The sequence below is a fragment of the Flavobacterium cellulosilyticum genome, from assembly GCF_004349355.1.
Lineage (GTDB): Bacteria > Bacteroidota > Bacteroidia > Flavobacteriales > Flavobacteriaceae > Flavobacterium > Flavobacterium cellulosilyticum.
In genome coordinates this window covers 496,993-514,510 of sequence record NZ_SMFK01000002.1, presented here as the reverse complement: position 1 = coordinate 514,510, position 17,518 = coordinate 496,993, and the positions used below count along the sequence as shown (strand labels likewise).

14 protein-coding genes are annotated in these 17,518 nt (G+C 32.5%); 4 read left to right on the top strand and 10 right to left on the bottom strand.

All coding sequences use genetic code 11. From position 1 onward, the window contains the following. Positions 1–179: 179 nt before the first annotated feature. On the top strand, positions 180–1,427 hold the full coding sequence (gene pepT / locus E0F76_RS06170) for a peptidase T (protein ID WP_132002871.1): 1,248 nt from the start codon (positions 180–182) through the stop codon (positions 1,425–1,427). 170 nt (positions 1,428–1,597) lie between these two features. Beyond that, the gene (locus E0F76_RS06165) at positions 1,598–2,029 is read left to right on the top strand and encodes a hypothetical protein (RefSeq protein WP_132002868.1); all 432 of its coding nucleotides are present in this window, start codon (positions 1,598–1,600) and stop codon (positions 2,027–2,029) included. A 98-nt stretch (positions 2,030–2,127) separates the two neighbouring features. Here E0F76_RS06165 and yajC read toward each other — a convergent pair whose 3' ends face one another. Together yajC and nusB are read right to left on the bottom strand one after the other, a co-directional pair. Then, positions 2,128–2,409, bottom strand: a complete 282-nt coding sequence (gene yajC, locus E0F76_RS06160; RefSeq protein ID WP_132002865.1) for a preprotein translocase subunit YajC — start codon at positions 2,407–2,409, stop codon at positions 2,128–2,130. Positions 2,410–2,441: 32 nt separating this feature from the next. Continuing rightward, complete coding sequence (gene nusB / locus E0F76_RS06155; protein ID WP_132002862.1) at positions 2,442–3,353, bottom strand: transcription antitermination factor NusB; 912 nt, start codon at positions 3,351–3,353, stop codon at positions 2,442–2,444. Between the two features lie 157 nt (positions 3,354–3,510). On the opposite strand from nusB, the gene E0F76_RS06150 reads away from it, so the two are divergent. Further along, positions 3,511–5,271, top strand: coding sequence for an ABC transporter ATP-binding protein (locus E0F76_RS06150; RefSeq protein ID WP_132002859.1), 1,761 nt, complete (start codon positions 3,511–3,513; stop codon positions 5,269–5,271). A gap of 70 nt (positions 5,272–5,341) precedes the next feature. Beyond that, positions 5,342–5,722, top strand: a complete 381-nt coding sequence (locus E0F76_RS06145; RefSeq protein ID WP_132002856.1) for a PUR family DNA/RNA-binding protein — start codon at positions 5,342–5,344, stop codon at positions 5,720–5,722. 255 nt (positions 5,723–5,977) lie between these two features. Here the strand turns inward: E0F76_RS06145 and E0F76_RS06140 are convergent, their stop codons facing one another. The 8 genes from E0F76_RS06140 to E0F76_RS06105 form a co-directional block, all read right to left on the bottom strand. Beyond that, the gene (locus tag E0F76_RS06140; RefSeq protein ID WP_132002853.1) at positions 5,978–6,958 is read right to left on the bottom strand and encodes a pectinesterase family protein; all 981 of its coding nucleotides are present in this window, start codon (positions 6,956–6,958) and stop codon (positions 5,978–5,980) included. Positions 6,959–7,070: 112 nt separating this feature from the next. Then, the gene (locus E0F76_RS06135) at positions 7,071–8,060 is read right to left on the bottom strand and encodes a pectinesterase family protein (RefSeq protein WP_132002850.1); all 990 of its coding nucleotides are present in this window, start codon (positions 8,058–8,060) and stop codon (positions 7,071–7,073) included. Between the two features lie 6 nt (positions 8,061–8,066). Continuing rightward, positions 8,067–8,906, bottom strand: coding sequence for a rhamnogalacturonan acetylesterase (locus E0F76_RS06130; protein ID WP_132002847.1), 840 nt, complete (start codon positions 8,904–8,906; stop codon positions 8,067–8,069). Between the two features lie 6 nt (positions 8,907–8,912). Then, entirely contained in the window at positions 8,913–9,833 is a 921-nt protein-coding gene (locus E0F76_RS06125) for an alpha/beta hydrolase (protein ID WP_132002844.1), read from the bottom strand. A 13-nt stretch (positions 9,834–9,846) separates the two neighbouring features. Continuing rightward, positions 9,847–10,842: an alpha/beta hydrolase gene (locus E0F76_RS06120; protein ID WP_132002841.1), complete on the bottom strand. Its 996-nt coding sequence runs from the start codon at positions 10,840–10,842 to the stop codon at positions 9,847–9,849. A 14-nt stretch (positions 10,843–10,856) separates the two neighbouring features. After that, positions 10,857–11,879: an alpha/beta hydrolase gene (locus E0F76_RS06115; RefSeq protein ID WP_132002838.1), complete on the bottom strand. Its 1,023-nt coding sequence runs from the start codon at positions 11,877–11,879 to the stop codon at positions 10,857–10,859. Between the two features lie 589 nt (positions 11,880–12,468). Further along, positions 12,469–13,878: a RagB/SusD family nutrient uptake outer membrane protein gene (locus E0F76_RS06110; RefSeq protein WP_132002835.1), complete on the bottom strand. Its 1,410-nt coding sequence runs from the start codon at positions 13,876–13,878 to the stop codon at positions 12,469–12,471. Between the two features lie 31 nt (positions 13,879–13,909). Continuing rightward, a complete protein-coding gene (locus E0F76_RS06105; RefSeq protein ID WP_165932644.1) occupies positions 13,910–17,356 on the bottom strand; it encodes a TonB-dependent receptor in 3,447 nt (1,148 codons plus the stop codon). Between the last annotated feature and the right edge of the window lie 162 nt (positions 17,357–17,518).

The window sequence follows — 17,518 nt, the reverse complement described above, 5'->3', positions numbered from 1 at the left end:
AAATAAAATAGCGCCTACAATTCATATTTACAGCACTTATGTTACTGTATTTCAATTATTTATAAAAAATAACTTACGTTAAAAATCTATTTGACAGTATCTCAAACATAGCGCTAATTCAAATGTAAATTAATTTAAGCCTGTTGAAAATGTTTATATTTGTATAAAAAACAAAGAAAATGCAACACATCATTGACCGTTTTATCAGCTATGTTATTATTGATACAGAATCAGATTCAAACTCCGATACAACTCCAAGTACAAAAAAACAGTGGGTTCTAGCTGAAAAGTTAGTTGAAGAACTGAAAACTATCGGATTACAAGAAGTAAGCATTGACAAAAATGCCTATATAATGGCAACTTTACCTTCAAACGTTTCGCATGAAGTTCCTACAATTGGTTTTATTTCCCATTTTGATACCACTCCCGATTTTACTGGTGCCAATGTAAAACCACAAATTATCTCAAATTATGATGGAAAAGATATCCTATTAAATAAGGAACAAAACATTATTTTGTCTCCAAATTATTTCAAAGATTTATTACAATATAAGGGACAAACATTGATTACTACAGACGGAACCACGCTCCTAGGTGCGGATGACAAAGCTGGAATTACCGAGATTGTCACTGCAATGGAATTCTTAATTAACAATCCTGAAATCAAACACGGAAAAATAAGAATTGGTTTTACTCCAGATGAAGAAATTGGTCGTGGTGCACATCATTTTGATGTAGAAAAATTTGGATGTGATTGGGCTTATACCATAGATGGAAGCCAAGTGGGAGAACTCGAGTATGAAAATTTTAATGCCGCTGGAGCAAAAATAACTTTCAAAGGTAAAAGTGTACATCCTGGTTATGCCAAAGGAAAAATGATTAATTCAATGCTTATTGCCAATGATTTTATCAGCGAATTACCAAGAGGCGAAACGCCACAAAAAACGAAAGGGTATGAAGGTTTTTTTCATGTTCATCATTTAACCGGAAGTATCGAAGAAACTGTTTTAGAACTAATTATTAGAGATCACAACAAGAAAAAATTCATAAAACGCAAAGAATTAATTGCAAAAATAGCCAAGAAATTCAATAAGAAATTTGCCAAACAATTTGGCGAAGATATTGTGATAGCTGAAATAAAAGATCAATATTACAATATGAAAGAAATGGTTTTACCAGTGAAACATATTGTTGATATTGCTGAACAAGCGATGTTGGAATTAGGAATTAAACCCATCATTAAACCCATTCGTGGTGGAACTGATGGTTGTCAGTTATCATATAAAGGATTGCCTTGTCCTAATATTTTTGCTGGCGGACATAATTTTCACGGAAAATACGAATATGTTCCAGTTGAAAGTATGCAAAAAGCTGTCGATGTAATTGTAAAAATAGCCGAATTGACTGCGATATCAAAACCTATATAAAGTAACACACTTTAATCAATTACAAAAAAAGCCATCGTCAGATGGTTTTTTTTTGTACAATAAAATGAGGGAAATCTTAACATTGATGAATTGATTAAAAGATTATCTTTAATAACAATCTGGAAACATTCATTTTACATTAAAGTAACTTATCATCAAAATCAATTATTATGGAAGAAAAAAAAGAAGAGATTTCAAATGAGATCGCACCCGAAACAAAGAAAATCGCGACTGCTCCCAAGAATAGAAGAAAACCAAAAGAAGTCAAAGCAAAAATAGAAACTGAAACAATTACAGAAACGGTAGAAAATCCTAGTGACGCTATTGAATATATTGAAACAGAGAATAATCCTGAAGAAATAGCATTAGAAAAAAAATCTAAAAAAGATTCTAAAAAGAAAAAAAACAAGATGAAAGAAAAAGAAAAAGCTAAAGCCAAAAAGGCCAAAGCTAAAGAAAAAGCAAAGGCCAAAGCCAAAAAAGCGAAAAAGGCGAAAAAGGAAAAAGCAAAAAAGGCCAAAGTAAAAGCGAAAGCAAAAGAAAAAAAAGCTAAATCTAAATCTAAAAAAGCTAAGAAAAACAAGAAAAATAAGAAAAAATAATTGGCTAATTGATAATAAAAAATCCCAATTCTATTTAGAATTGGGATTTTTTAGCATAATAACTTTATTTAAAAAAATTAGATTACAAAGTAAAAAAATTATTTTTTATTCAAAGCAGCACTCATTTCCATTGAAATAGAAGAGCGCTCCATTTTTAATTTTCCAGCCATAGTTTCGATAACAACTGTAGTATCACCAAGTTCCGTTACTTTACCATGAAGCCCACTTTTTGTTATTATTTTATCTCCTACCTTTAGAGTACTTTCAAATTCTTTTTCTTGTTTTGCTTTCTTTTGTTGTGGTCTAATCATAAAGAAATAGATTACCACAAACATTAATAAAAACGGAGCAAATTGTCCTAATTGTCCTAATCCTTCCATAATTTAAATTCGTTTTTTGTTTATAAATTGTATTACATTAATCCACGACCCGCTTTAACAATTCTGTTACCGGCCTGTAGTTCTTTTACTAAATTATCTAATATTCCGTTGATAAAAATACTGCTTTTTGGTGTAGAATATTCTTTGGCTAATTCTAAATATTCATTCAAGGTAACTTTTACAGGAATAGATGGGAATTTTAAAAACTCACAAATGGCCATTTTTAAAATAATTGTATCAATCTCGGCAATACGTTCACTATCCCAGTTTGGAGTTTTATTGATATATTCTTTTGCTAACTCTTTTTCATTCAATACCGTTTTACGATATAAATCCTTAACAAAATCTTTATCTTCATTATCCTTGAATATTTTTGGCACTTTAAAACTAGTATCCTCACTATTTTTAATCGCCTTCAATTGTTTGATAATCTGAGTATTTACAACAGGAATATCATCTACCCAAGTCAATTTATTGTCTTCTAAATAATCATATAATTTTTCATTTGGAACAATCACATCCGTAAATAAATCGACAATAAAATCTCTATCTTCTTCAAATGTATTAACGGCATTGCTCATATATTTTGCATATAATTTGCTTTGCTTAATCTCCTTTAAAAGTAGAATGATATAGTCATCGTTTAAAGTCCAATTATTTATTTTACGAGTTTCAAGTGCAATACTTAACGAATTATTTTCAGACAATAGCTGAAAAACATTGTTCTTTATGAATTTTTCGTTAGGATTGCGCTCTTGTGGAGTTGCAAGATGTTTTAGGCTTGATTTATGCAAAAAAATTGCTTCTTGCTTTCCTATTTCAATCAATGAAGAAAGCATTATAAGGTATAAATCTTGAATGGCATCTATACTGTAAAAAAGGAATTTTTCTTCTTTTTCCAAATCATCTGAACCATTTTGATGCATCGCATAGATTGTTTGCATTACTTTCACGCGAATATGTCTTCTATTTACCACCTTGTAAGAACTTTTATAAAATTAGTTTGCAAAACTAAGTATTTCCTTTTTTAAAAAAGAATTAAACTTGATAAATATATAAATTTCATCTTACCTTTGAATTTCTTAAGAATCTTTAGTCAATATGAAAGAATTAAATTATTTAAATAAATATTTCGGTAAATATAAATTCAGTTTTTTAATAGGCATCATAATTACTATAGTTGCCCAAATATTTTCATTGTTTACCCCAAAATTAATTAGTAAATCATTTAACGAAATAGAAGAATTTGCAAAAAATAAAAATGTCGCGATTTCTGTTGTCCAAAATCAATTAACAAACAATATTTTACTAATTATTGCTACTACAATAGTCGCTGGGTTTCTTACTTTTTTGATGCGACAAACTCTTATTGTAATGTCACGTCATATCGAATTCGATTTAAAAAATGAAGTTTTTAGCCAATATGAAAACTTATCGCAGAATTTCTACAAAAAAAACCGCACTGGAGACTTGATGAATCGAATCAGTGAGGATGTTTCCAAGGTCAGAATGTATGTAGGTCCAGCAGTTATGTACACCATCAACACCATTATTCGGTTCACAATTGTGATTGTATATATGTTTAATGTATCTCCACGACTTACTTTATATACCTTGCTCCCATTACCAATTTTATCTTATGCTATTTTTAAAATAAGTTCGGAGATCAATATACGAAGTACCGTTTTTCAACAATACTTATCAAAAGTATCCAGCTTTACCCAAGAAATATTTTCGGGAATTCGAGTAATTAAGGCTTATTCTTTAGAAGACCAACATCAAAATAACATGATTGATTTGGCCAATGAAAGCAAGAGCAAAAGTTTAAATTTGGCGAAAATACAAGCCTTATTTGGACCATTAATGTTGGCTCTTATAGGAATTAGTAACTTGGTGGTTATCTATTTTGGGGGATTGATGTACATCAACGGGACGATTAAAAGCATTGGGACAATCGCTGAATTTATTTTGTATGTCAATATGTTAACTTGGCCAGTTGCTTCACTTGGTTGGGTTTCTTCTATGGTTCAAGAGGCCGAAGCTTCTCAAAAAAGAATTAATGAATTCCTGAAAATCGAACCTGAAATTAAAAATACTAATCCAGAAAAATCTATAATTGAAGGTGCTATCTCTTTCGAAAATGTAAGCTACACATATGAAGACACTCATATAACAGCCTTGCACGACATCAGTTTCACGGTTCATAAAGGCGAAACATTAGCCATTTTAGGCAAAACTGGCTCAGGAAAATCTACCATTATATCTTTAATTTCCCGACTTTACGATGTAAGCAATGGCCAAATAACCATTGACAAAAAGGAAATCAGCACTGTAAATATGTTTGATTTGAGAAATAGTATTGGGATTGTGCCACAAGATGCCTTTTTGTTTTCTGATACTTTAAAAAACAATATTAAATTTGGCAAAAAAGAGGCTACTGATGATGAAGTAAAAGCTGCAGCAAAAAGTGCCGAAGTTCATAAAAATATTATGGGCTTTACCAAAAAGTATGAAACAATTCTAGGTGAAAGAGGAATTACTCTTTCGGGTGGACAAAAACAGCGTGTATCTATCGCAAGAGCGATTATCAAAAATCCTAAAATATTACTTTTTGACGATTGTTTGTCTGCAGTAGACACAGAAACTGAAGAATCTATTTTAAATAATTTACAAACTATTTGCAAGGATAAGACTACTATAATTGTGAGCCATAGAGTCTCATCGGCAAAAAATGCGGATAGAATAATCATACTCGATGAAGGTAGAATAATCGAACAAGGATCTCATAATCAATTGATAAATCAGGAAGGCTATTATGCAGCTTTATATTTGAAACAACTTTCTGAAAAAGAATTGCAATAATTGTTGTGTAATACATATATTTTTTAGATTTTTGATTTCTACTTAAAAAAACAAAATTGACAGAAGGATTATGAGAGAAAATGATATGTTAGAAAAAGAAGAAATATTCTCAAAAGTTTTACGCGCTGGCAGAAGAACTTATTTCTTTGATGTAAGAGCAACTAAAGCAGACGATTATTATATTACAATTACTGAAAGTAAAAAATTCACTGAAATAGATGGATCGTACCACTTCAAAAAACACAAAATTTATTTATACAAAGAAGACTTTACTGCTTTTACAGAAATTTTAGAAGAAATGACTTCTTATGTTTTGAACCACAAAGGAGAAGAAGTGATTTCTGAAAGGCATCAAAAGGATTTTAAAAAAGATTTTGCTTTTGAAAAGAATGAGGAAAATGAAATTCCTTCAACCTCAAGTTTTACTGATATCGAATTCGAAGATATTTAATTAGAATTATTTTTAACCAAATATAATTAACCAAAAAAACCACTAAGTCCAAAAATCATCTGATTTTTGGACTTTTTTATTTATAACAGTCCGTTTTTTTATCGAATTTATTAAAATGCAAAAAAAATATTGGTTTCATATAAAAATGCAAATACCCATGAACTCAGTGAAACAACAACCGGAACATGGGTAAATGCACAAAAACTAACTAAACTAACTCTTTGATAAATTTATTTGGAAATATTACCCAAATCCTTATTTATTATACCATTCAGATCCCTTCAAAGTTTCGGGACTTAAAATGTTTTTAAGGGTATATTTTTTTGCTTCAGTACCACTCAACTGATACGACCATTTCACTCTTCCTTGCGGATTATCTCCTAATCCTCTTGACTGGTATTCTGCGAAATAAGTTGTTTTTTCGTTGTCTACATTTCCCCAATTATCCCAGCCTTCCCCAGCAATTTGTTGAGGCAAATCACAACGTATAAAAACCGATTTTGCCCAAGCCCGCCAAGGTCTACCTAAATATTCTTTTGTAACCTCATCACTTACTTTTATTTTACAATCCAAGAAAACAAAACCAAATTCCTTTCCTTTAGTGGTATTTGGTGCTGTGATATAGGAATTGGATTTGCAAAGAATTTCACAATTCTGAAATACTGCTGTTGCTGGTCCAAAGATAAAATCGGTAGTTCCTTCAATATGACAATCCACAAAAAACTGTCTTGAATATTCTCCGCCGCTATAAATGGTATCTTGGTTTCCTAAAAATTTACAGTTTTTAAAAACGGCTTTATCAGCATCTACATACAAGGCAACAGCTTGACCTACTCGTCCTGCTGAGTTTTCGAAAGTAATATTCTCTGCCTTGAATCTATTTCCTGATATTTTAGCTGTGTAGGAATCAAATGTTCCCATTTTGCCTCTACCAGAATAATCATTGTAGCTTATAATCGTTTTATCGACACTTTCCCCGATAAAAATAACATCGGTATTGTTGGCTGATAATTCTATTTTTTCGTTATAAACCCCATTCTTAATATATAAGGTAATAGGTCCCAAAGGAAAAATACGCATGGCATTAATGGCATCTTGGATGTATTTATAATCGCCACTTCCATCTTTAGCCACTACAAAACTGTATTTGTATTTTTCTGGATTGGAAGTTTGTGCAATTATATATTGTGTACTAGAATAGAAACACAAAATGAGTATAAGGGCTGTTTTTTTCATAAAACAATATTCTATTGGTTAAAATTTTAGAGATAAAATCATCTATACTATTTAATTATTAGCTTAATTTGAGGGTTAAAAAAGATAAAAAAAAAATCATTTCTTTTTTAAATTAGTCTAAAAATGGAATCCAACCGTTAAGTATTTTAGCAACTGTATAATCAGCTGTAACTTGTTCTTTTGTTAATAAATGCGACCATTGTACCCGTGAAATTGTGTTTCCACCAACACCCTTCGATAAATATTCACCATAAAAAGTAGTAGTTTCCGCTTCTGGTTTACTCCAATTATGCCAACCTTCTGGTTTTATATGTCCAGCCATTTCACATTTAATAAACACAGTTTTAGCATAATTCCTCCAAGGTCTTCCTAAGTAAAAGCTGTTCTTTTCTGAATTTGTTGTCAATTTGCAATTTAAAAATACAAAACCATACGCATTATTTTCTAGGCTACTAGCTGCAGTTATGTAACCACCCTCTTTTTTAGAAAATATTTCACATTGATCAAAAACAGCAGTTGAAGCTCCGAAAATAAAATCGACCGTTCCTTCTATATAACAATTTTTATAATATTGCCTACTTGTTCCACTTCGGGGGTAAAGTGTATCTTGAAAACCTAAGAACTTACAATTATCAAAAATTACTTTGTCTCCATCAATCCGAACGGCTACCGCCTGACCTACAGGACCAGAGGAGTTTTCGAAAGTAATATTTTGAGCTTTAAAATTATTTCCAGTAATAATAAAACTGGCTGATCCAGAGGTTCCTATATCTTTTCCCTCATCATTCTTTTTGGAAGCAAAATCATCATAAGTAAGAATAACTTTGTCTTTACTTTCGCCTATTAAAGTGATATTGTTTTTATTCTCTGGTATCTCTAGTTTTTCTTTGTAAGTTCCGTTTTTGATAAAAATGATAACTTGTTCTGTTTTTATAACAACAACCGAATAAATAGCCTCTTGAACTGTTGTAAAATTTCCTGTTCCATTTGCATCAACAACAATATCATATTTGTTTTTTTCTGAACTAGCTGTTTGTCCAAAAAATAATTGTGTGAAAAATATAAAACATAAAACAACACTAAATTTGATTGTACTTTTCATAAAAAATTATTCTTTTTTAAAATTAAAATTCAATTCTTTCATCCCTTCAAAAACGAGTCTTGCAACTTCAGTCGCACCTTTTGGTTGAAAATGAGTATTGTCTTTTTGTCCTTCTGGATAGGCTTCATATAAACCCGCTGAAAAATTCATGAAATAGTTTTCTGCTGAAAATGATTCTCCCTTTTTAGTAAAAAAGTCCATTGATTTTGTATTCAAATCAATAAGCATTACATTCATTTCTACTGCTATATCTTTTACTGCTTGATCGTACAATCCATGAACATTTTGCAATTTTCCATCTACCCAAGGATAATTTCTAGCCACAGGAGTTAAGATAATGGGAACAGCTTCTTTTGATCTTGTTTGACTTATGAACAATCTTAAAAATTCTTTATATCCTTCAATAGTAACATATCTTTCGGTTTTATCTTCGGCGGCATCATTGTGTCCAAATTGCATCAAAACCAAATCATTTTTTTTAAGATTTTCATACACTGCTCGCCATCTTCCTTCTTGGAAAAATGTTCGCGTACTGCGACCGCCTCTTGCTCTATCATCTACAAAAGCGCTTTCGGTTTTTATTAAATTAGAAACTGATTTCAAACTATCTTTTACTAAAAATTGCTGAAAAACTTGTCCCCATCCTGTAACAGGATATCTTGTTTTCATATAATCTTTATCTGGTTCATAATTATTGGCATAATCTGCCATTGTAGAATCACCTATCAAATAAATTGTTGTAACTAGGACTTTTCCCTCTTGTTTCTCTTCTTTTTTAGAATTGTATGAAGTTATCATTAAGAAGGTTACTAAAATTAAAAGATGTTTTAAAATTTTTTTAGTCATTCTATTTTATTTAATTATTTGCACTTCCTTTAGCCATTTTACACAGATATTTTTCCATTCATCCGTTAATTGAGATTCATTATATATACCTATATTGTGTTTTCCTTCAGGAAAAATAGTAAGCGAACCCTTGACACCAGATTTCATCATAGCCTCATAAAATAGAATACTATTCATAGGATTTACAACAGGATCATTTTGAGCATGTATCAAAATAGTTGGCGGAGTATTCGCCGTAACATGAAATTGGTTTGAAAATTCTTGGATTTTTTCAGAACTTGGATTTTTCCCTAAAAAGTTCTCAAGGCTACCTTCGTGTGTATAGTCTCCTAAACTAATTACAGGAGACACTAAAATCATAAAGTTGGGAGTAAATGAATAGGCATCAACAGCGTCATTTATTTTTGACACATCAGCGGGATGAGTTCCAATTGTTGATGCTAAATGGCCACCTGCGGAAGATCCAAAAACACCTATTTTATTTTTATCTAAATTCCATTTTTCCGCATTAAATCTAATTAGTTTTATAGCTCTTTGCGCATCTTGAATTGGACCGTTTTCTCTTATTATTAAATCAGGGGAATTAGGAAGTCGATAAATAAGTACAAAGGCTGCTATTCCATGAGTATTAAACCATTTAGCTAGTTGGATGCCCCCTAAATTATAGGTCAATTTTTGATAACCTCCAGAAGGCATGATTAAAACACTACTCCCATTTTGTTCCTCTTTTGGAGGGAAAAAAGTCAGCATTTTAGGTACTGAAACCTGAGTGATACGTTCTCGTTCTTCTATATGTTCCAGAGTCATTCCTTTTGAGTTTGGCATGCTTCCATTAGGCCATAAGGGAATAAAATCTTGAGCACTTAAATTCTTTGATATTAAAAGTGTAAAAATTATCATAAATTTAAATACAATCACTCTTTTCATGTTAGGTGTTATTTTATTGATTAAAAACTTTGATTAAAAAAGTATTGATATAATTAACTGTTGGATCAATCCAGGGATCAAATAACCAAAATGGATGCACTTTTACATCAAATTTATGAGCTTCGGTATAGATACCCCAATCTTTCATCATTCCTATTAACTCATCTTGACCCGCATGAAATCTTGGAAAACCACTGTTTATAAATAATATTGGTACAGATTTTTCATTAGCCCAGAAAATAGGAGAAGCATCTTTCCAAATGGCTGGTTTTTCATAAAAAGTACCTCCTAACCATTGTACATCTGGAGAGTCTGCTTTTCGATTTAAATTAAGAGATAAAGGTGCCATAAAATCGACCACTCCGTCCAAATCTACGATAGCTTGAATATCACTTGAAAAACCTAAATTTCCTTGATTTCCTTCCTTAGCTTCAACACCGTTAGTAAGTCCAACTAATAAAGCCAATTGCCCGCCTGCGGAACAACCCGAAATGGCAATTTTATCTGGGTCGATTCCGTACTTATCTGCATTCGCTCTCATCCACCTTATGGCACTTTTAATGTTAAAAACTGCTGCAGGATATTTGGCTTCCTGCAAAAGTTGGTATTCTACACAGACCGTTACATAGCCCATTGCTGCAAGGCGCTGAGCCATTGGAACCTGTAACGATTTATCACCTGCTCTCCATCCTCCCCCATGTACCATTATTAAAGTAGGGTATTTTCCTTTTTTCTTCGGTGAAAAAACATCAGCATGCAAATCTCTATCGCCAAAAGGAGTGTTTTTTAATGTTGTATAAACCACATCTATATACCCATTTACATTATTAGGTAATGTGTCTTTAGGTAATTTTATTTGAGGATAATTTTTGGAAACCTTTTTAAACTGAGCAATTGCAGTAAAGGAAGTGTCCTTTGGAATTTTAATGTTTTTTTGTTGACTTTTTGCTTGCAATGAAATCAATGCAAATAGAATAATTAAAAAAGTGTTTTGAAAAAGCTTGCTCATAATTTTTTTCGGAATTAATTATCGAATGTTTTATTTAGAAAAGAATCTATGAATTTAACGGTTGGATCAAACCAAGGTTCAAACAAACAAAAGGAATGAGGTGCTCCTTCAAAAGTATGGACTTCTGAGTAGATATTATGTTCATTCAACACTTTAATATAATCTTCTCTACCAGCATGCATTCTTGATATGGCACTATTTATAAAAAGAGTTGGTGGTGTTTGAGCACTAACAAAACTTAAAGGCGATGCTGTTTCCCATAGTTTTGGATTCTCAATTTTAGAATAACCAAACCAATAGGTTGCTGCAGAAGTCCCCTTTGAATCATCTCCTTCTCCTCCATCGGGATGAACAAATGACAAAGTTCCATCTATATCAACTACAGCATTTACATCTGAAGTAACATCGGTAGTACAATTAGCACCTTCAAACAAGGGCATATTTCCCGTTGTCCCCATAAAAGCGGCCATTTCCCCACCTGCTGAAAAGCCTAAAACCACTATTTTATTACTAGCAACATTGTGCTTTACAGCATTCTTTCTTACCCAGCGAATAGCTGATTTCACATCATAAATAGCGGCTGGAAAAAGGGCTTCTGTTGAAAGGCGGTATTCTGGAACATAACATACATACCCTAATTGCGCTAATTTTTGCGCCAACGGATAATGCTGACTCGGACTACCTGATCTCCAACCTCCACCATGAATGATGAGTACGGCTGTTCTCGGCTCTTTCGATTTTATAACTGGAGAAAAAATATTTAATTTTAATCTCCTTTTACCAATTTTACAAAAGTTAACTTCTCTTTTTTCCTTAACCGTTTTAGAATTTAATTCCAACACAATTTTGATGTTTGGGAAGTCCTTCTTTGTTTTTTCGTAAGCGATTGGTGTTGAATAAGAAGTGTCACGAATATTCGTGACACCACTTAAAGACTGGGCACCAACCCAATCAACCAACAACAAACCAATAATTACAAAAAACCCTTTTGAAATCAATAAACATGATTTACTACTATTTGAGTTAAAAATATTCATTTGCATAAATTGATTTTATAGTTATTTTTTCAATATAATAAAAAAATTAATTATAATTTGGTTTTTGCGACAAATTTGGGTTTGCAGTAATCTGTTCAGTAAGTAGTGGATAAATCACTTTGAATGAATCGGCTTGTGCGGTTTTAAATTCCCAAGTCTCTGTAAAAAACGTATCACACTTCTACGATGACCTCCCTAAATAAGATTGTGAGCTCTTTCCTCTCCAATATTTTTCAAAGTAAGACATGCCGGTGTAAAGGCGCATTACTTCTACCTCTTAATTTATTTATCATATTTGATATTGTACATAAAACGAGAACAGTTTAGCTATTGAAATTTTACCAAGTAATACCTACGTGTATTATTTTACTTCTTTACAACCTTCTTTATCCTTTGTTATGATTAAACTTTTCCCACGAAGGAAGATTTCATCCGAAATATTAATCGAGGTTAGATTTGCAATTTTTATTGTCAGATGGATATTAATAACAAGGTTAGACATAACAAAAGTAAGACTGCTTTCCCGTCTATTCGACAAGTAAACAGTCTATACTCCTAACCAAACTAATACCAACTTAAAATCCTATTTTTATTTATAAGCTTCATTTTGAGTAATCACATTAGGATTTTGATTAATTACTAAAAACGGAATAGGCAATAATAATTTAGAATCAGTAATAGTAATGTTTTTACTACTACTTTTAATCACTGAAATTGCCCTTCCAGTTCTTATTAAATCAAACCAACGATGAAACTCACATGCAAATTCAACCTGACTTTCATGTTCCAGAGCAAGACTCACCGTATTGTACTTAGCTGGATAACCTATAGTTGCATAAGCTGGTAATCCAACACGAGAACGAACTTCGTTCATGTATTTTGGATCAGAAGTTGCTTCAGTGAGCATTAGAAGAACATCTGCATAACGTAGAATTATAAAGTTATTATCCGAAGCTTCCCTTAAACCAATAACAGGAGCTTTTGCATCTTTCCATTTAATTGGGAATTTAACGTTGACAATTGATCCGTTTGGAGTTTGATATCCATTTTGAATGGTGAGATCTCTTCTAGGGTCTCCTGTTTCATAGGCATTCCATAAGTCATTGGTTATCTGATTATATCCTCCTCCCCAAGCTGTAACTACGCGATTATCAACTGGTGAAAACATGGCCCAATATAAACTGTAAGGATTGGATACACCACCTTTAAATTGAATCTCAAAAATAGACGATGCATTGTTTTTCTTTGATAAATTCCATAAATCAGCATAAGGTACTAAAGAAAACCTACCATAAACTTTCAATAAAGTTTCAGTAGCTTTTGGTTTATTACCTATAGTTAGATAAACCTTAGCTAGTAAAGTATTGGCCGCTTCCTGACTGGCTGCACCTACAAAACGCTGACTTGTTTTTACTGGCAGTTTAGCTACTGCAACATCAAGATCTTTAATAATTTGTTCATATACTAAAGTTTTTGAAGTACGTCCTTGGGCATAAGCATTAGTAATACTGATTGGAGTTGTAACTAATGGTACATCTCCCCAAGCACGAACCATGTCAAAATAGTATAAAGCGCGCAAAAACTTTGCTTCTCCAATTAATGCATCTCGATTAGGAAAATCAAGTTTTTCGGCACTGGCAATAATGTTATTTGTAATATAGATTGCCTTATAATAATTATTCCAAAAATTGAGAACTAACTCATTATCGATAGTCATTGTGTGCAATTCAAAGCTTTCATAGTCTTGTATTCTTCCTGCTGCATTATCGCTAACTGCATTATCGGACATTAGCTCTCCATAGAAGGATGGTAAACTTTCTGGTCCATACAAGGTGTAAAGCGAATTATAAGCTGACCAGATTGCTGTTTCAATATCCTTCTGTGATTTATAAAAATTTTCCTCATTGGCATTAGAAATTGGTGCTTTATCTAAAAAATCTGAACTGCATCCCAACAGCAACAAATTGCAAAAAAGTATGATATATGTTATTTTTTTCATTTTCTTATATTTTAAATGATTGGTCTAGTTTTTAGAAACTAATATTTATACCAGCAGTAGCTGTAAAAGGATTAGGATAAGCTCCATAATCAAAGCCTACCAATACCCCACTTTGATAGGTACTACCTTCTGGATCATAACCTAAATATTTCGAAAATACATGGACATTTTCCATATTTAGATATAACTTTATGTTACTGATCTTCATTTTTTCAATTAAATTTTTTGGTAAATTATAACCTAGACGGATATTTTGGATACGTACGAAAGATCCATCTTCTACCCAATAACTTGATCCAAAATCACGAACAGTAGTTGGTAACATACGAGGTTTAGGTATCATTCCGTTTCCAGGTTCAGCTTCAGATTTCCAGTAATTGTTTACTACAGAATACATGTTTCGGTTACCTCCACCAACACCTGATTTTATATATCTAGCATTATGGTTAAGAATTTCTCCTCCTTGTGAACCACGTAACAAAACAGAAAGTTCAAATCCTGAATAAGAAAAATTATTGGTCAAGCCCCATGAGAAATCAGCTTGATTATTTCCAATGTAAGTGCGATCTTCAGAATTAATTTTACCATCGTGATTAACATCGCTTACTCTTGGATCACCCGCTTCACTACCTGGCCATACTGGATAGGCTTTATTATCCAAGTCCGCTTGTGACATGATCACTCCTTCTACAACATAGCCATAATACATTCCAATTGGTTGCCCAACAGCTGTACGAGAGGTCATACTACTAACATTAATATCAATTGGCGCGTTGTTTGCACCCAGTTTCAATACTTTGTTTCTGTTGGCAAAAATATTAAAGTCGGTGCTCCATTTGAATTTATTGTTTATATTTTGTGTGCCAATATTTATTTCAATACCTCTATTTTCTAGCTCACCAATGTTTGTCAAAGTAGATGAGAAACCTGAAATAATAGGAATAGGCACATTAAGTAATAAATCTCTTGTTTTTGAATAATAGATATCCCCAGTGAATTTTAATCGGCCGTTATACATACTGAAATCAACACCGAAATTAGTTTGACCTGTTTTTTCCCATTTTAAATTTTTATCTGCAAAGTTAGAGGTATATATACCTTGATTCACTGTTCCTGCATTTACATATGGGCTATATCCTAATACTCCTATCGATCCGTAGTTTGGAATCTGGTTATTACCAGTTGCTCCATAACTCAATCTAACTTTCATATTGCTTACCCATGAAACATCCTTTAAGAAAGATTCTTCAGATATACGCCATGCAAGCGAACCAGAAGGGAAATATCCCCATCTGTTGTTGGCTCCAAAACGGGAGGAACCATCCGCTCTAATAGCAGCCGATGCTAGATATTTGCCCTTATAAGAATAATTAGCACGAGACAAATAAGAAATTAATGACCAATCCTCTGATGAAGTACTACCATTATTTACAACACCAGCATTTAAGGTATGCACTAAATCATTTGGAAAATTCCCTGCTGTCATACTGCTAATATCAATTCGTTGTTCTTGGGCAGAATACCCTGCTAATAAATTTAAAGTGTGGTCTTTTTTAAATGTTTTATTGTAAGTCAATGTCGTTTCTGAAATCCAGTTATTGGATTGCAACGTTTTGAAATCAGCTTGAGCTGGTACCCACCCAGAGTATCCCCAGTTCTGGCCTGCATTCCAATAGAAATTATGAACAGTATTATCAATATTAGAACTTGCAGAAGTTTTTATTGTTAAATCTTTAATTATATCCCATTCTAGGTAAGAAGTAATAGTCGCTACATTCATAGTTTTTTCAGTAGATGCTTCCCTAGTTAATGAATAAGGGTGCCATAGCTGAAAACCATATTTAGAAAACGTATTCCAAATTGATTTTGGATCCTTAAAACCAAGACTTCCAGTTTCTACATAAAGTGGGAAAAACGGATCACTTTGCAAAGCTAAACTCACCACGTCACTTTTTCCACCTGTACCATAAGGAGCTTCTTTTGCTCTGCTAAGGCCAATATTTACGGCCATACGTAATTTGTCACTAAACTTATGTTTGATATTTGATCTTAGATTTATACGGTCGTATGTATTGCTGTCTACAACTCCTTCAGAATTCAAATAACCTAAAGACACCATGAATTGTGTTTTTTCATTACCACCAGAAGCGGATAATTGTAAATTTCTACTTTTTGCAGTTCTAAAAACAACATCCTGCCAATCCGTTCCATTTCCAATACGAGCAATCCACTCTGGATTAGAGAACTCTACAGGAACAGTTACATTAATTCCTCTTGTAGCCGAAGGATTTGCGGCAACAATTGTTGCCCATGAATTATTTCTTGCAGCTGTGTTGAAAGCAATAAATTCTGAGGCATTCATCATATCAGTTTTGCGGTTGACATGTGAAAAACTAGACTCATAAGTGGCATCAATTTTAGTCTTACCTGCTTTTCCTTGTTTCGTTGTGATAATTACAACACCATTTGCCCCTCTAGAACCATAAATGGCTGCAGAAGACGCATCTTTCAATATATCAATCGACTCAATGTCGTTGGGATTAATAGAATTCAGTGGATTTCGGTTAAAACTTAAATTACTTCCTGTAGTAATTCCTGTATCAGTTGAAATTGTTGAGTTATCCTCTAGTGGAATACCATCGATAACATAAAGTGGGGTAGTTCCTGCATTTATTGAAGATGCACCACGTACTCTTACGGTAGGAGCAAGACCAGGAGCACCTTGAGACTGTGTGATTTGCACACCTGTAGCCTGTCCTGCAAGTGAAGCAAGCACATTACTATTTGACCTGCCTTCCAGTTTTTCTGATCCAATAGAAACCACTGATCCAGTCAAGTCTCTTTTCTTAATGGAACCATAACCCACAACCACAACTTCATCTAAAGTAGCAGAATCTTCTAATAAAGTAACCTTTATGTTAGTCTGACTATTTACAACAACGTCTTGATTAACGAAACCGATAAACGAAATCGAAAGTATCGTTTTTTGATTAGAAATAATCAATTTAAATTTACCATCAAAATCAGTTTGTACTGCATTGTTTGTCCCTTTTTCGATCACATTGGCACCCGGTAAGGGGTACCCTTTGCTATCAACAACTTGACCTGTAATTTCTCTTTGCTGATTAGATACAGGAACAGGTATAATTACTTGCGAAGTAGTCTTTGAACTAGCACTTTTTTTGATGGTCAACAATATTTGACGATCATTTGTCTGATAATCTACATTCGTCCCTTTGAATAAAACTTGCAAAACATTCGCAATATTTTCTTTATTGACATCAATGGAGACTTTTCGATTTAAATCAATTTTGTCACTTTCGTATAAAAATCTAAATTCAGAGGTAGCTTCGATTTTATTAAAAACCTTTCCTAATGTCATCTCATTTGCCTTCAAAGTAATTTTGGTGTTTTGAGAATAGGTATAGGCTTGAACTTTTAATAACGAAACCAATAATAAAAGAGTGGTGAGTTTCATTTTTAAACTAATTTTAGGGAAAAATAGGCATGCTAAGTTCCTTTTAATTATTTTTTTCATAATTTTGGTTGTTTGTTTTAAATGATTTATTTCTGTACGTCGTTTAGCACACTCTATAAGCCGGAAAATACTGATCCTATTTTTCGGTTTTTTTTAGTGTGT

What these genes read in the sequence shown, in the direction of transcription:
- pepT (WP_132002871.1), top strand. Translation starts at nt 180, where the DNA reads ATGCAACACATCATTGACCGTTTTATCAGCTATGTTATTATTGATACA.
- E0F76_RS06165 (WP_132002868.1), top strand. Translation starts at nt 1,598, where the DNA reads ATGGAAGAAAAAAAAGAAGAGATTTCAAATGAGATCGCACCCGAAACA.
- yajC (WP_132002865.1), bottom strand. Translation starts at nt 2,409, where the DNA reads ATGGAAGGATTAGGACAATTAGGACAATTTGCTCCGTTTTTATTAATG.
- nusB (WP_132002862.1), bottom strand. Translation starts at nt 3,353, where the DNA reads ATGCAAACAATCTATGCGATGCATCAAAATGGTTCAGATGATTTGGAA.
- E0F76_RS06150 (WP_132002859.1), top strand. Translation starts at nt 3,511, where the DNA reads ATGAAAGAATTAAATTATTTAAATAAATATTTCGGTAAATATAAATTC.
- E0F76_RS06145 (WP_132002856.1), top strand. Translation starts at nt 5,342, where the DNA reads ATGAGAGAAAATGATATGTTAGAAAAAGAAGAAATATTCTCAAAAGTT.
- E0F76_RS06140 (WP_132002853.1), bottom strand. Translation starts at nt 6,958, where the DNA reads ATGAAAAAAACAGCCCTTATACTCATTTTGTGTTTCTATTCTAGTACA.
- E0F76_RS06135 (WP_132002850.1), bottom strand. Translation starts at nt 8,060, where the DNA reads ATGAAAAGTACAATCAAATTTAGTGTTGTTTTATGTTTTATATTTTTC.
- E0F76_RS06130 (WP_132002847.1), bottom strand. Translation starts at nt 8,906, where the DNA reads ATGACTAAAAAAATTTTAAAACATCTTTTAATTTTAGTAACCTTCTTA.
- E0F76_RS06125 (WP_132002844.1), bottom strand. Translation starts at nt 9,833, where the DNA reads ATGAAAAGAGTGATTGTATTTAAATTTATGATAATTTTTACACTTTTA.
- E0F76_RS06120 (WP_132002841.1), bottom strand. Translation starts at nt 10,842, where the DNA reads ATGAGCAAGCTTTTTCAAAACACTTTTTTAATTATTCTATTTGCATTG.
- E0F76_RS06115 (WP_132002838.1), bottom strand. Translation starts at nt 11,879, where the DNA reads ATGAATATTTTTAACTCAAATAGTAGTAAATCATGTTTATTGATTTCA.
- E0F76_RS06110 (WP_132002835.1), bottom strand. Translation starts at nt 13,878, where the DNA reads ATGAAAAAAATAACATATATCATACTTTTTTGCAATTTGTTGCTGTTG.
- E0F76_RS06105 (WP_165932644.1), bottom strand. Translation starts at nt 17,356, where the DNA reads ATGAAACTCACCACTCTTTTATTATTGGTTTCGTTATTAAAAGTTCAA.